Consider the following 14,668-nt stretch of genomic DNA (forward strand, 5'->3'; position numbering starts at 1 on the left):
TTTACATGGCATTATTTCTTTCCGTTTAATATTGCCACTAACTCTTCCTGTTTTGCAGGCGTATTGGCGAGCGTGTTGGCATCTGCGGCTTCTTCCAGTGCTTTTTTCAGGTTCTTCAATGTTTTTCTCCTGGCAGGGTTTAGTTTTTTCCCTTCTACTTTCACACTGGAAAGCAGTTGATTGGCAGGGTTATAAAAATGCACCACAGAACTTTTAGGTGTCTTCACATTTGACTCTATCACCCAGTAACCTTTGTCGGATAACCATTTTGCTGGGCGTGGTTGCACACCGGTTGTTTCTTCCTGTGCCATTGCGAAACTGCAGCTCAAAATAAATGCTGCGATCATTGTTGCCTGTTTTAAATTTTTCATGTTGCTAACTTTTAATAATGATTGATTTGTTGCAACAAAACTAAAACAGCCAACTGTGGAAAATTTTGATAATAGACGGGCGTAAACCGTAAAAAGACAGAAAGAGTAAAATCGCCGACAAAATGATTTCAGCCAGACAAAAAAAAGATGAATATGATGCGATCAATAAACCCTCGCCTGCTTAATAAATAATTTTCTTGTACCACGGTCCAGTTTAAATTCCACATCCATGCCAAAATTATCATACACAGCACGGGTTCTGCCGCGATAGAGTTTCCAGAAATGATCTTTAATGGCCAGCAGGCAGGTGGCCAGTTCTTTTACTTCTTCTTTTGTTAATAATGATGTGCCCGGTTGCAGCGAAGAGTAACAGATATAATCCACCGCAAGGTCGCCGGGTATGCCGGTAACGATACTGGATAAATTGATCAGGAATTGTTCGGCCCTGGTACTATCATCCGGCTGCACAATACTCACTTCTCCTTTTTGCACATTGATGGTAAAAGCAGGATAATCGTTGCGGTACAGGTTCTTTGTTACAGCAACGCCGTTGGCTTCCTCTGTACCAAAAGCCTTGTTCACCAAAATGCCCATTGCAGCATTATGCTGATCGATATTAAAGAACACCCTCTCTTCAAAAGCACGTTGCTTCCATAAACTGCTCCATACTTCTTTAATGGCTTTGTCAATGGGCTTTTTATCACTCGTCACGCAGCCCGTCTTGGAATCGTATAAACCTGCACCGTTAAATCCCGGCACATCCTCCGCATTGGTGGAAGAACGGAACCGGAAATTAATATCCCTTGCAGCGCCTATTTTATCTATCACCATTTTCACCAGTGCCGCATCCAGGGGACTGTGTTCAATACTATCCCGGATCTGTTTTAATTTTACGGCAAGCCTGGCCTTATCGTTAATGATACTGCTGTCATTCAACAGCTCAGTAATAAGTGACTGGATATGATTTTGCTGAATATGCTGGTTGTAAAAATAAAAAGGAATTGCAAATACAATTTCGGGTATGGGTAAGGGTTGTTTTTTATGAATTTTTATCTTTGCCAGCTCTCCCATATTGGCAGCTTTGCCCCCGACAGTGTTGATACTTTTTACACCCAGGTCTTTAAGATCTGCCAGCCTGCGGAAATCGTTGTCACAACTCAGCGTTACAACTGTTTTCTTTTTTCCTTTATCCCATGCCAGTTTTGCTTCCTTCTCAGCTACAGCATCAATAATTACAGAGTCTGACAGTATTTTTATACGCACCAGCTTATCCTTATACTTCAGCATAGCCTTATCAGTAAAAGCTGCTTTTATCATGCAGTTGGGTGTATTCCGGTTTTGCGAAAGTATATTGATATGGCAGAGCGGTGTTTGAAAAACCGTAGTTATCGTAGCTGCACAAAGCGGCAGGTTATTAGGTAAATGATCCAGCACAGCAATATCAGTTGCGCGGATATTTTTCTGCATCATACTGTCGTTCGAAAAAAAACGGAGGTAGCCATAAGCAGTTCCGGTCAACATCGCCTGGTACTGCTGGCCATTATACAATTCATCCGGGTTTATTAATGGAAAGACATTGGCCCACTGTTGCGTATGCCAGTTGTTATTGGCAATTTTAAGTTGCGGCGCAAAATAACTGGTCTGCCTGATCTTATTCAGCAGCTTTTGTACAGCCGCCTGTGGTATCTCATCATCCGGAAAAAATTCCAGTGTGTAAATTTCACTGAATGTGTAATAATTGATATTGCAGATGGCAAACTTGCGGTACTTCACATTACTGTATTCCACCCGGTTAAATTCTTCCAGTGTGTTGTAAGCATTTAAATAGGTGGAACAAAAATCGTAGTGAAAGCGGTATTTTACCGAATTGGTATAATAAATAGCATTGGTATAAAGATCATACACCAGCTTCACACTTTTTATACCGGCATAAGTGCTTTTCAATGGCGTGCTTTGCAGCACATTCAGGTCTTCCATACAGTTAATGGCCGGCAGGTAATCTACAGTGCCGCCGGTATAAGCACAGGGCTTTTGCTGTGCAGTTGTAGCCTTAGTAAACAGGCAAAGAAAAATAACAGCACAGCTCATCTTGCACAAGCGCCTGCCCACAAAAGAAAATAAAAGATCCATCTTTAAAATTTGATGCTATACAGATGCACGATCATCCAGGATTACATAATGCAGCATACATATAACAAGCCCTGCTACCCCTATTGCATAGCAGCAAATAATTATTTGTAGTGATAGTTCTACAAATTACGGCGATAGTATTAAAAAATATTCTACTGTGCGTTAGGAAAATCATAATTTTTTTAAGGCTGTATAATAATCCGTTCAAACGCTACGTTCATAAAATCAACAACCCTAACTAAGTACAAACATGAAGCACCTTATCCTTGCAATTACCCTGGCTGTAGTATCCAGTGCCGGCTTTTCCCAAACGAAAAGGGCGGACAGCAGCAAAAAAGTTAACCCTTCCGTTCCTGCAAGCATTCCGTTAAAGCAGGAAATTATTTGGCCCGTTTCTAATCCGGATCTTAACAAAGAAAATGCAGTGATCCGATCCCGCACTGCAGTAAAAACAAGAGTAAGGTTGTAATGGTATTTTTTTAAAGTATCATTACAGCCCCTTCCTCAGCCGCAGATCGAGTGTGCAGGGGAATTCATTATTGATCTCTTCCACCGGTGCGTCAAATACAAAGGGCAGGCGGTTATTTTCCACGTAATGTTCTGTTACCGAAGTGAGCGTTCTTACAAAACGGGGCTCCTGCGTATGCTGTGTACTGCCAAAACGGCTTACACGTCGGCTCTCGGCCTCAAAGCTGTTAACAGGAAAAGTATCATAGCTCCTTCCACCGGGATGCGATACATAATACGTGCAGCCGCCTACCGAGCGCCCGTTCCAGGTATCCACAATATCAAAAGTTAAAGGTGTGTCTACTCCAATAGTGGGGTGCAATGCACTCGGTGGCTGCCAGGCCCGGTAGCGTATACCACAAACATATTCTCCTTTTATACCAGTACCGGTAAGGGGTACACGAATACCGCTACAGAGTAAAATATACCGGCTGTCATTAATGCCGTTCAACTTTACCTGTACCCTTTCCAGCGAACTGTCTACAAACCTTGCAGTACCCGTGCTGCTCATTTCTTCGCCCAGTACATGCCAGGGCTCAATACCCATGCGTATCTCCATTTTAATATCCCTGATGGTAACAGAACCGTAATGCGGAAAACGGAATTCAAAAAAAGGTTTGAACCAGCTGGTATCAAATGCATACCCCGCCTGCTTCAGGTATTCCACCACATCTTCCAGGTCCCTTTCCACATAATGCGGCAGTAAATATTTATCATACAACCCGGTACCCCAGCGCACCAGTTTATGTTTATAAGGTTTCTTCCAGAAAGCTGCTATCAGCGCACGGATCAACAACATCTGCAAAAGGCTCATGTGCTTATGCGGCGGCATATCAAAAGCGCGGAACTCCAGTATCCCCAATCTTCCTGATGAAGAATCCGGCGAGTATAATTTATCGATACAAAACTCTGCACGATGTGTATTGCCGGTGATATCGGTCAGCAGGTGACGGAATATCCTGTCCGTGATCCAGAACGGCACAAAACCTTTTTCGGGCACCTGGCTGAAGGCGATCTCCATTTCGTATAAACGGTCTTCAAACCCTTCGTCGAAGCGGGGCGCCTGGCTGGTAGGGCCAATAAAAGAACCCGAAAATAAATACGACAGACCGGGATGATGCTGCCAGAAAGTAATAAGGCTGCGCAATACATCGGGTCGCCGTAACAACGGACTGTCGGCAGGTGTGGCCCCACCAATGGTAATATGGTTGCCGCCGCCAGTACCGGTATGGCGCCCATCCAGCATAAATTTTTCGGTACCTAAACGGGAAAGTCTTGCCTGTTCATACAAGGTCGTGATATTCTCATTCAGTTCTTTCCAGTTTTTGGAAGGATGGATATTTACTTCTATCACACCCGGATCAGGTGATACTACCAACCGCTCCATACGGTTATCCCTTGGCGGTTCGTATCCTTCAATACGCACCTGCATCTGCAGTTTTTCGGCTGTTGCTTCAATAGATGCCACCAGGTCCAGGTAATGTTCCAGGTATTCCATTGGTGGTAAAAAAACATAGATATGGCCTTCCCTTGTTTCTACACTCAAAGCTGTTTTTACCGTGCTCACTTCAAAAGCAATTTCCCTTTCCGGCTCTTCTTCTTTTTTTCTTTTGCAATTTTCTTTTTTTCTGCTTCAGTCAATGACCTCGGTACTGCTTGTGAGCGCACTCTTTGCACCGGCTCTTCATGAATGCTGATAGAGCCATAACGGGCAGCGATCGTTTCGTGAAAATGATCCAGTGCCGGCACTTCTTCAAAAAGACTGCGTTCCACCCGTTGCGGCATTTTTGCTTTGGAAACCACGGGTAGTGACTCTAACGGTAACCGTAACCCGATAGGCGAATTACCGGGAATTAAAAAAAGATGTTCGCGGTTAAATACCCATTTGCAGCTCAGCCACTGGCTGTTCCAATAGTTCCATTGCAGAGGCAAAATATAACCAACAGGATCGCCCAGGCCCTGGTTGAGCAATTGCGCCAGTGTGCGCCTTTCAAAAGGATCTTTTAAATTCGATTTTAATGGATCAATATTTACCGGGTTCTTTCCTTCTGTCCATAAAAAATAAAATACATCTTCGTAAGCAGCGCTTACATTATCCGGGCTTACAGCAAGGCTTTTTGCCAGCTCTTTTGCAAACACGCCGGCATCTTTACTGGTATATTTGTTGGCTGCTTTTTCGTGTGCAATTAAGTTAATATTCTTCCATACAGGATAACCATCCTTGCGCCAGAATAATCCATATTGCCAGCGAGGCAAGGGCTCGCCGGGATACCATTTACCCTGTCCGTAATGGATCAAACCATTGGGACCAAACTTTTCTCTTAAACGAAAAATAAGATCATGTGACAAGACCCTCTTCTCCTTTCCATCCGCAGCCGTATTCCATTGCGCCGATTCCATATCATCAATAGAAACAAAAGTAGGTTCGCCACCCATCGTCATCCGCACATCACCTGCTGCAAGATCTTTATCCACCTGCTCTCCCACTGCATTGATTTCTATCCATTGCTGTTCGGTAAATGGTTTGGTAACTCTTGGATCTTCGTATAATCGTGTCACACTGTTATCAAATTCAAAAACTTCTTCGCTTTTATCCCTGGCCCCCACTACCGGGGCTGCACTTGCATAATCGGGTGTACATGCCAGTGGTATATGCCCTTCGCCTGCAAATAAACCGGAGGTAGCATCCAGGCCGATCCATCCTGCACCGGGTATATATACTTCCACCCAGGCATGCAGGTCGGTAAAATCTTTTGCCGGGCCCGAAGGACCATCGAGTGATTTTTCATCTGCGGCCAATTGCACCAAGTAACCCGATACAAATCTTGCAGCCAAACCCAAATGTCTTAATACCTGCACAAAAAGCCATGCTGTATCGCGGCAGCTGCCCAATGCTTTCCCGAGTGTTTCTTCGCAGGTCTGTACGCCCGGTTCCATGCGGATGGAATAATTAATGTCTTTATTCAGTTTTTGATTGAGATAGACCAAAAAATCGTTGATAGGTTTTTGGCCCTTATCTATATTATCCAGCCATTGCATTAATCTTGGGCCGCTTTCCTTTATTTCAAGATAAGGCACCAATTCTTTGGGCAATTGCGCCTGGTATTTAAAAGGAAATTTTTCAGCATATTCTTCCACAAAAAAATCGAAAGGATTAATGCTTACCAGGTTGGCGATCACTTCCACATCAATTTTTAATTGCGTTGTTTTTTCAGGAAACACTACTCTTGCCTGGTAATTGCCAAAAGGGTCCTGCTGCCAGTTGATAAAATGATCTTTAGGCTCTATTTTGAAAGAATAGGATTCAATAGCGGTCCGGGAATGCACTGCGGGTCTTAGCCGGAAAATGTGTGGAGATAAGGCCACCGGCCTGTCGTAAGTATAAACTGTTTTGTGCCTGATTGCTACCCGTATTGCCATGATCAAATTGGTTTAAAAATGATAAGCGTGCAATCGTTTTTTAAATATAGCATTGAATTGGTGGAATTAAAAATTTATTTGGGAAGGGGCCCGCAGATGTCGCGGATGTCGCAGATGATGGTCCTTATTTTGCCTTCTCTCTGCGTAATCAGCGTTATCTGCGGGCTATCTTTGTTTGTTATTTCAGCGATATCCGCGTAATCTGCGGGCAATCTTTGTTTGTTATTTTCAGCGATATCCGCGTAATCTGCGGGCAATTTTCTATTGTATCTTTGTGCTGTGATAGAATACAAACTCAAACAGAAAGAAAACAAAGCCACCACTTTTGATATGTCGCTTCAGCCATTAAGAATAGTTTTTATGGGCACGCCCGAATTTGCAGTGGCCAGCCTGGATGCACTGGTAAATGCCGGGTATAACGTTGTCGGCGTAATAACAGCACCCGATAAACCTGCCGGCCGTGGTATGCAATTACAGCAAAGTGCCGTAAAAAAATACGCGGTAGAACATCATTTAAAAGTATTGCAGCCGGAAAAATTAAAGAACCCGGATTTTCTAGCCGAATTAAAGTCACTGAATGCCGACCTGCAGATAGTGGTTGCCTTTCGCATGTTGCCCGAAGTGGTGTGGAATATGCCGCCCATGGGTTCTGTAAACCTGCACGGCAGTTTGTTACCGCAATACCGCGGCGCTGCCCCTATTAACTGGGCAGTGATCAATGGCGAAAAACAAACCGGCGTTACCACTTTTAAACTAAAACATGAAATTGATACCGGCGATATTTTATTGCAGGAAAGCTTCCCCATTGGTGAAAATGATACAGCTGGTGAAGTGCATGACACTATGAAAGCGATCGGCGCAGCCGTTTTAGTAAGAACAGTGAAAGGCTTAGCAGAAGGATTACTTACAGAAACGCCCCAATCCGAAATCGCCAATCTGCAATCTAAAATCCAGCATGCACCTAAAATATTCACCGAAACCTGCAAAATAGATTTTACAAAAACGGTTGCAGAAGTGCATAATTTAATCCGTGGGCTCTCTCCTTTTCCGGGAGCATTTACTATGCTGGATGGTAAAACATTGAAGATCTACAAAAGCGAAAAGCAAATCACTGAACCAAAATTAGCTGTCGGCAATTATGAAACCGATGGCAAAACATTTTTACGATTTGCTTGTACAGATGGATATATTACCGTGAAAGAATTACAACTGGAAGGAAAGAAAAAAATGCTGGTGGAAGATTTTTTAAGAGGCTACCGCTTTACATCATAAAAAACGTCCCGTTAAAAACGGGACGTTTAAAATTATATCTGTTCGCTTACTTACCGATCTTTAATTTATCCAGCAATGATTTGCTGAGTGCAGCTTTGGGTATCACCAAACTGATGGTATTGATAGCAAAATAATCTTCCGACACATTGATATATCCATGCGCAGGCCCAATATCGCCCCAGGAATTTTTCACCAGGAAGAAACTACCACCACTCTTAGATTTTGCCAGGCCCACAATATGCATCAGGTGATCATCCTGGGTGGTAAGGTTCTCAAATAATTTCTGGCGGGTGGCTGTATCTGCTTTTCCTTCTTTTACTTCGCCGGTAAAGATGCTCGCCTTTGTTCTGATGATATTTGTAGGTATATTTTCAAGGTTCACTGCTGACCCATATTCCTGCTGAAAACCATCATTGCTCACATCAGCATCCCACAACACTGTATATCCTTTATTTACAGCATCCTTTACCAGCTGTATCATTTCTGCCAGCGGCAAATTGTAGTAAGCGCCATTGCTGAAATTATCAGGCACTTCCAGCACAAATGGTTCATAATAACTGTGATGCGTAAACGAAGTGATATTCACGTAATCATTCGCATTAAAATGCAATGCTTCCTCCGCAAAACTTTTCGGGGTGTATGCTTTGCCTTTATAGGTGAATTTTTCCGGCATTTTTCCCAGCGTAGTATCCAGTATATGGGTGTAACCTGCCAGCCATCCGTTTGGCAATGGTTTTATCGCCAGTACACTATCCAGGTAACGTTTAAGATTGCCTACCAGCTTAATATGGTTATGCTGTTGTTGTCCTTCTTTTAAGCCGGTATACACTTCTTCCGGTACGGCCCCGTACAAGCTGATAGCCCTTATCAGGTCGTGCCCCAGGCCGCCTTCACCAAACTGTGCATGCCCTTGGCGCAGGATATAATTCTTAGCCTTTTCCACGTACACATTTCTTACACTGAACATTTCGCTCAGGTCAAATTCTCCCAGGTTATTTTTAAGACATTGACTTTCTACCAGCGATGTAGTTGAAAAACACCAGCAGGTGCCCGTCATGGCCTGGTTTTTTACAGGTGTGGCTGGCAAACTTTTTTCAACCGTGAAATTAAAACCGGTCTTATCTCCCCCTCCGGCAACTTTTGACTGGTCTTTAGGCGTTACTGTTTGCGGTTTATCATTTTGACCGCCTACCAGTTGCGCATACCCGCAAATAAAAAATGCAGTGCTCACCACGGATAAGGTCACTTTCTTCATCATAAATTTTATTTTGAATAATTAATTGTGCAGTCCAGTTTATTATCCGTTACACCCAGTGCATCTGCAGCAGCATTACTAAGGCGGATAATAAGGCCATTGTTCTGTTTAATGTCTGTAATAAGATCCAGTACTTTGGCATATACCGTTTTACCGGTTGCATTATTGGTAACTTTTAAAATAGTACCCGGTGCAGCATTATTGTGCAGGCAGTAATATTTACCATCTTCCCAACCACTGGTGCTCTTAAATATGCCACCGGTACCGGTTTCCGTTACCTGTTGTTTACCCTTGGTCTGATCGTCGTAAGTATTTTTAAACAAACCGCCTTTAAAATCTGCCGCTTTCATTGTAACTACATTCTCTACAGTTTTTACAGGTGGCGGCGGTGTTTCTTTCTGCACAGGCTTCACTTCTTCTTTTTTAGGTTCCGGTTTTGTTTTTTCTGCTGTTTCATTACCTGTTTCCACTACTTTCTCCGCAGGTTTTTTATCCGCTTCGTTTTTAGCAGGTGGTCCGGCTTTATAACCCACGATCAACTTGGCACCTTCACTTACACCGTCGCTGGTAAGGTTATTCCATTTTTTAATATCTGCCACCGGCACTTTACCGTACAGCGTACTGATATGGTACAGCGTTTCCTTTTTGGCTACTGTATGATAAATGGGTGTGCCACTTTCTTTAGGTGCTGCAACTGTTTTAGGAGTTTCATTTACAGGTGCAGGCGTTTTTGCGGCATTGGTTTCTTTTGCAGGTGCCGCTGGAATCTTCACACCATCTTTTACAGGAATCTTCAATACCTGGCCAATGGTGAGGCCTTTATCGTAATCAATTTTATTATAATTGGCAAGCTCTCTTCCATTAATATTATACATGCGTCCTATACTGGTAAGACTTTCCTTGGGGCCCACTGTATGCGTTATCACTTTTTGTGCAACTGCAAACAATGGCACTAAAAATAACAGGCAGAGTAATTTCTTCATTTATGGTTATTATAGTTGCAAATATGCAAAAATTAGTTGGTTTATAAGGTCATTAACTTGTTAACAATGGCAACAACTGTACCGTTATTTTACTTGTTCAAAATACGCCATTCCTTGGGATAGTAATTATTGATACGGTTGGGCATTATTTTCAGCCATCCCAGCGGTAATTGCCGGTACCTTATTAAGACCCAGCCCTTTAAAGTAGTATCTGTTTTTATATCCTGCCTGCGGAGGTATTGCAGGGCAGTCTCCATATCCACATCGCAAAAAAGCAGTTCATTTTTCATGATATTGCTCATCGCCAGTTCATGATGAGGGATCAGTTCGTTACGGATCACGGTGCCCATCCTTATACCGGCTTTTTTTATATACAAAGCAGCCTGTATTGCAGTAAGATCCTGCTGCAGGTGAAGTGGTATTGCAATGATCTCTTCATTTTGCTTAATAAAAAAATATTGAGCGGGTTCTTTTAACCACGCACTTACAGTTTCTGTTTCCTGCTTCGATAATTTTTCAGCAGTCTTTGCTTTTTTTTCTGCATTGGCAGACCCGGCTGATCCGCTTTTTTTAAATGCTGCGATAAAAAATCCTTCGCCTTTTATTTTATCAGGATAAAAACGATAGCCATAGGTTTTTTTCCCGGGAGAGATCGTTTCAACAATGCCGTTGCTGGTGCCGGTATCCAGCCGCAGGCTTTCCACATCAAATACTTCTGCCAGCCAATCACCAATTGCTTCATCTTCTTCCTGCGAATAAGAGCAGGTGGAATAAATGAGTACCCCATCATCTTTTAATGAAGGCATAATATCTGCCAGTATGCGCTGCTGGCGCTGGCTGCACAGTTCCACATTATTCAAACTCCATTCTTCCACAGCATTTTTATCCTTGCGGAATAAACCACTGCCGCTGCAGGGGGCATCCACCACTATCACATCAAAATGATCCTGGAGCCTTGCAAAATCTTTGGGATCATTATTGGTAACGATCACATTGGCAGCTCCCCATTTGGTGATATTCTCCGCTAGTATATTCACCCGGGTCTTGATCACTTCATTGCTCACCAGTAAACTATCATCATTGATCAATGATTCTATCAAAGTGGATTTACCACCCGGTGCCGCACAAAGGTCCAGCACTTTTAATGGCTGCGAAAGGTCGACCGTTTGCTGCAATGCCTGCTGTAAAAACATACTGCTGGCTTCCTGCACATAATAAGCCCCTGCATGAAAAAGCGGATCCGTTGTAAATGAAGGCCGCTCTGCCAGGTAAAGCCCGTTGCTGCACCAGGGAATATTTTCCGTTGGCTGGCCAAACAATGCAGCGCCATCATCAATTATCTTGGAAGGATTCAGCCTTACCGAAGTTATTTGTGTTCCCGACGCATGCACCTGCCGGAAGGCTTCTTCATCAAAGCCGGGTGCATTTTGCAAAGATGTTATCAATGTTTCGGGTAACTGCAATGAATATTGTCCGGCAACGGTGTACCGGTTTATTGGTAAATGAATAATAGCTTATAATGAAATGGTATCGTATACCACTACTTTCTGCCACAGGTGCGAACACGTTTTCACAAAATCCAAATGTATTGGATCTACCTGGTAGCTGTCCTGGTCGGCCGCAGTTTCAAATGTTAGCAACCACGACAGCGAATAAGAACTGTCGATCACTTCGCGGCTGGTAGCGGCCGGCTGGCCAATATGATAGGTTTTGATCGTAGCTACTGCAGATAGTTTTTGCAATCCTTCTGCCAGTTGTTTTTTATGGGTTTCGTTGGCCGGTTCTTTCAGCCAGAAAAAAACATGGTGTATAAAAGCCTGTTGCATTATTACTATGATTTAAAATTTAAAGCGCAAAGTTAAAGCCTGGCGGTTATTTCTGTAATGATTTCTCTTGCAATGCCGGAATATTATGCCTATTTTTCTGAAAGATACTCCCCCTTCTAAACTATTGCGCTGTACTTTCCTGAATTTTTATTTTTAAATCTTAAAACTTCCAGAGATGAAGCAATTCAAATTTTTGACTGCTGTATCATTAATGATAGCAGTATTCCTTATGGCCTGCAACAATGCAGATGAAAAAAAAGAAACGGGTACTACTACCGCTGCTAAAGACAGCAACAGCACCAAAACGCCCGAGCCACCTGCGTTTAAGCTTTTTAATGTATTGGTGGTAATACACAAAGTGGCAAGTTATTCCAAATGGTTACCCCTGTACGAATCAGATGATTCTGCTCGCAAGGCAAATGGTTTAAATAACTACGTTATCGGCAGGGGAATTGGCAACGATTCCAATACGGTAATGGTAGCCATGCGCATGGCCGATGTGGCTAAAGCAAAAGCAATGGCAGGTTCGCCCCAATTAAAAGAAAAAATGAAGCAGGGCGGCGTAACCGGTGCTCCCAGTATTTTTTATGCGGAGAATGTAGTGATGGATACTGCAACTATTCCAACCATGAACCGGGTGATGATAACACATAAGGTAAAAGATTTTGACGCCTGGAAAAAAGAATTTGACAGCCACAAACAGACAAGAATGGATGCCGGGCTTATTGACAGGGTGATAGGACATGATGTTGATGACAATCACCTGGTAAGGCTCGTGTTTGCCATTACGGATATGGAAAAAGCAAAAGCATTTATGGCATCCAAAGATCTGAAAGATAAAATGGCTGCTGCAGGAGTGGAAGGACCGCCAACTATTTTTTATTATACCATTGCTAAAAAATATTGACAGCATTAAAAAGAAAAAGGGCGGGGCGGTTTTTCCAAACTGTCCACCCTTTCTCTGTACCTGAGGTTTTTGTATTTTCTGTTTACCTGTATCAATGTTTTATTGTAGTCAATAAAATGGGTACTGGTTTACAGGCACAAGATAGCGACAGGTGTAAAATATTTTTTTAGTTCCTGTACTGTAATTACGTAGCTGTTTTTCTACATGCATTTTTATCAGGCCATTACGGAAACCATCTGCAGGGCGATGGCGCCAAGTTTTTTATCTCCTTCAATCACCACATCACGCAATGCTATTGCAGGGCTGATACCTTTTGAAAATAATTTCCACGCCGTTTCCGGTGTGAGTGTAACAATTGATGATGCAGTTGCTGCAGGATGCACAGTAAGTTGCCAGCCGCTTGTTGTTCTTTCAATAAACCATTGCCCGCCAATTTCGGTAGCCACATTTACCTGTACCACAGTACCAACAGTAGCTTCTGTGCGCCTGTATGTATGCGGCAGGCCATACATAAACGTTGCAATAAATGGATAGAACAATTCTTTGGTAAGCAGGGCAGGTTTATTCACTGCATCTCTTATCTGTTGCTGGTGAATGAATTTTTCGGTGTATTCCCTTGCTATATGAAACCAGTTCTTCGATTCTTTTTCTCCCGCCCACGATACGGCAAAGATGGCCGGTTCAAATGGATCCAGTTTTTCCAGCTGCACAATATATTCCCGGCCCGTTATTTCCATCAGTTCCGTTATTACCTGCGGGCTCAGGCGTTTAGTGGCATTTGTCCAGCTCATATTCAAATGATTCAGCCATTGCACCAGGTCTTCATACGAATTAATAACGGGCGGTGTTTCTCCAAAATAACCATCGCGTAAAAAAGAAAGTACACGGAGATTGCCATCCAGCAAATGCGATGCGATATCTTTTACCGTCCATAATTTAGCAATGGTGGAACGCTCCCATTCTTCGGCAGTAAGCGACCGCAGCAACTTTATCAACTCGTGGTGCAGCACCGGGAACAGGTGCAGGGTTTGCAACGGTATTTCTTTTTTAAGGTCAGGCATAATTTTTACTGTGTTAAAATATCTGCAAAACTATCAAAAACAAAATACAGCATTACACTTGCAAACAGCTTATAAGGATATTATTTTTATGAACAGCATTTTAACGTTTTCTTTTATAACCTGGCTGTGTAATAGCATTTCATTTCTAATCCATATAAAAACACAATCATGAAAAATATTTTTTTACTAATCTTCTTTGCTGCAGCAATAAGCAGTTGCAGCAACACCAAAAAAATGGCTGGCAATAAAGACTTGTACAATTTACAATGGAATTTAACCAAAGTACAGGGCATTACAGTGCTACCCACTTCTAATGCTGCATTGAATTTTACTGCTGATAATAAAGTAAGCGGCAGCACTGGTTGCAACAGGTTAAACGGCAGCTTTACATCGTCAGGCAGCACTATAAAATTTTCGCCATTGGCGGTAACCCGTATGGCATGCCTGGATGGCGATGCGAATAATACCGAAACTAAATTTTTAGCCGCAATACAAAAAGCCACCAGTTGGTCGGTTGAGAACGGGCAGTTGATACTGAGCGATGCATCCGGTGTGCTTGCAAAACTGCAGGGCGTTAAACCTGTTACTGCCGAAGAGAAAAAACTTAATGGCAGTTGGGAACTCAATTATATCTCCGGCGCTAAAATTGCATTTGAAGGATTGTTCCCGGCAAAAAAACCTTTTATCAGTTTCAACCTGCCCCGCACAGAGGCCAGTGGCAATGGAGGTTGCAATGGTTTTGGCTGCAAAGTAAATGTGGACGGAAATAAAATAAAGATCAGCCAGGTCATTTCTACCATGATGGCCTGCGAAGGTGGTGGCGAATCGGTGTTCTTTAAAACATTGGAGTCCGTTACTTCTTACAGCATCAGCGATGATACCTTAACGATGATAAGCGGTGATATTGCAGTAATGCGTTTTAAAAGAAAATAACAC

12 protein-coding genes are annotated in these 14,668 nt (G+C 42.9%); 3 read left to right on the plus strand and 9 right to left on the minus strand.

Annotated features, from left to right (window positions below; translation table 11 throughout):
- Window positions 1–11: 11 nt before the first annotated feature.
- From QM738_RS17820 to QM738_RS17835, 4 genes are all read right to left on the minus strand, one after another.
- The gene (locus QM738_RS17820) at window positions 12–371 is read right to left on the minus strand and encodes a hypothetical protein (protein ID WP_462278084.1); all 360 of its coding nucleotides are present in this window, start codon (window positions 369–371) and stop codon (window positions 12–14) included.
- Window positions 372–533: 162 nt separating this feature from the next.
- Window positions 534–2,501 carry a PEP/pyruvate-binding domain-containing protein gene (locus tag QM738_RS17825; RefSeq protein WP_462278085.1) on the minus strand — a complete coding sequence of 656 codons (1,968 nt, stop codon included), beginning with the start codon at window positions 2,499–2,501 and terminating at the stop codon, window positions 534–536.
- Between the two features lie 490 nt (window positions 2,502–2,991).
- Window positions 2,992–4,575: a transglutaminase family protein gene (locus QM738_RS17830; protein WP_462278086.1), complete on the minus strand. Its 1,584-nt coding sequence runs from the start codon at window positions 4,573–4,575 to the stop codon at window positions 2,992–2,994.
- Window positions 4,572–6,428: a transglutaminase family protein gene (locus QM738_RS17835; protein WP_462278087.1), complete on the minus strand. Its 1,857-nt coding sequence runs from the start codon at window positions 6,426–6,428 to the stop codon at window positions 4,572–4,574. Before QM738_RS17835 ends, QM738_RS17830 begins: the two co-directional genes overlap by 4 nt.
- A gap of 279 nt (window positions 6,429–6,707) precedes the next feature.
- Between QM738_RS17835 and fmt the strand changes: the two genes are divergently transcribed.
- On the plus strand, window positions 6,708–7,700 hold the full coding sequence (gene fmt, locus QM738_RS17840; protein ID WP_462278088.1) for a methionyl-tRNA formyltransferase: 993 nt from the start codon (window positions 6,708–6,710) through the stop codon (window positions 7,698–7,700).
- Window positions 7,701–7,746: 46 nt separating this feature from the next.
- Here fmt and QM738_RS17845 read toward each other — a convergent pair whose 3' ends face one another.
- The 4 genes from QM738_RS17845 to QM738_RS17860 form a co-directional block, all read right to left on the minus strand.
- On the minus strand, window positions 7,747–8,958 hold the full coding sequence (locus QM738_RS17845) for a C1 family peptidase (RefSeq protein WP_462278089.1): 1,212 nt from the start codon (window positions 8,956–8,958) through the stop codon (window positions 7,747–7,749).
- Window positions 8,959–8,963: 5 nt separating this feature from the next.
- Complete coding sequence (locus QM738_RS17850; RefSeq protein ID WP_462278090.1) at window positions 8,964–9,938, minus strand: DPBB and LysM peptidoglycan-binding domain-containing protein; 975 nt, start codon at window positions 9,936–9,938, stop codon at window positions 8,964–8,966.
- An 89-nt stretch (window positions 9,939–10,027) separates the two neighbouring features.
- On the minus strand, window positions 10,028–11,383 hold the full coding sequence (locus QM738_RS17855) for a methyltransferase RsmF C-terminal domain-like protein (RefSeq protein WP_462278091.1): 1,356 nt from the start codon (window positions 11,381–11,383) through the stop codon (window positions 10,028–10,030).
- Between the two features lie 69 nt (window positions 11,384–11,452).
- The gene (locus QM738_RS17860; protein ID WP_462278092.1) at window positions 11,453–11,764 is read right to left on the minus strand and encodes a Dabb family protein; all 312 of its coding nucleotides are present in this window, start codon (window positions 11,762–11,764) and stop codon (window positions 11,453–11,455) included.
- Window positions 11,765–11,939: 175 nt separating this feature from the next.
- Between QM738_RS17860 and QM738_RS17865 the strand changes: the two genes are divergently transcribed.
- A complete protein-coding gene (locus tag QM738_RS17865; RefSeq protein ID WP_462278093.1) occupies window positions 11,940–12,671 on the plus strand; it encodes a hypothetical protein in 732 nt (243 codons plus the stop codon).
- 215 nt (window positions 12,672–12,886) lie between these two features.
- Here the strand turns inward: QM738_RS17865 and QM738_RS17870 are convergent, their stop codons facing one another.
- On the minus strand, window positions 12,887–13,732 hold the full coding sequence (locus tag QM738_RS17870) for a maleylpyruvate isomerase N-terminal domain-containing protein (protein WP_462278094.1): 846 nt from the start codon (window positions 13,730–13,732) through the stop codon (window positions 12,887–12,889).
- 168 nt (window positions 13,733–13,900) lie between these two features.
- Between QM738_RS17870 and QM738_RS17875 the strand changes: the two genes are divergently transcribed.
- On the plus strand, window positions 13,901–14,665 hold the full coding sequence (locus QM738_RS17875) for an META domain-containing protein (RefSeq protein WP_462278095.1): 765 nt from the start codon (window positions 13,901–13,903) through the stop codon (window positions 14,663–14,665).
- Window positions 14,666–14,668: the final 3 nt, after the last annotated feature.

This window comes from Ferruginibacter sp. (assembly GCF_049840995.1).
GTDB lineage: Bacteria > Bacteroidota > Bacteroidia > Chitinophagales > Chitinophagaceae > Ferruginibacter.

Coding starts and splice junctions, on each gene's coding strand:
- QM738_RS17875 (WP_462278095.1), top strand. CDS start 13,901: ATGAAAAATATTTTTTTACTAATCTTCTTTGCTGCAGCAATAAGCAGT.
- QM738_RS17845 (WP_462278089.1), bottom strand. CDS start 8,958: ATGATGAAGAAAGTGACCTTATCCGTGGTGAGCACTGCATTTTTTATT.
- QM738_RS17820 (WP_462278084.1), bottom strand. CDS start 371: ATGAAAAATTTAAAACAGGCAACAATGATCGCAGCATTTATTTTGAGC.
- QM738_RS17860 (WP_462278092.1), bottom strand. CDS start 11,764: ATGCAACAGGCTTTTATACACCATGTTTTTTTCTGGCTGAAAGAACCG.
- QM738_RS17835 (WP_462278087.1), bottom strand. CDS start 6,428: ATGGCAATACGGGTAGCAATCAGGCACAAAACAGTTTATACTTACGAC.
- QM738_RS17825 (WP_462278085.1), bottom strand. CDS start 2,501: ATGGATCTTTTATTTTCTTTTGTGGGCAGGCGCTTGTGCAAGATGAGC.
- QM738_RS17865 (WP_462278093.1), top strand. CDS start 11,940: ATGAAGCAATTCAAATTTTTGACTGCTGTATCATTAATGATAGCAGTA.
- QM738_RS17870 (WP_462278094.1), bottom strand. CDS start 13,732: ATGCCTGACCTTAAAAAAGAAATACCGTTGCAAACCCTGCACCTGTTC.
- QM738_RS17850 (WP_462278090.1), bottom strand. CDS start 9,938: ATGAAGAAATTACTCTGCCTGTTATTTTTAGTGCCATTGTTTGCAGTT.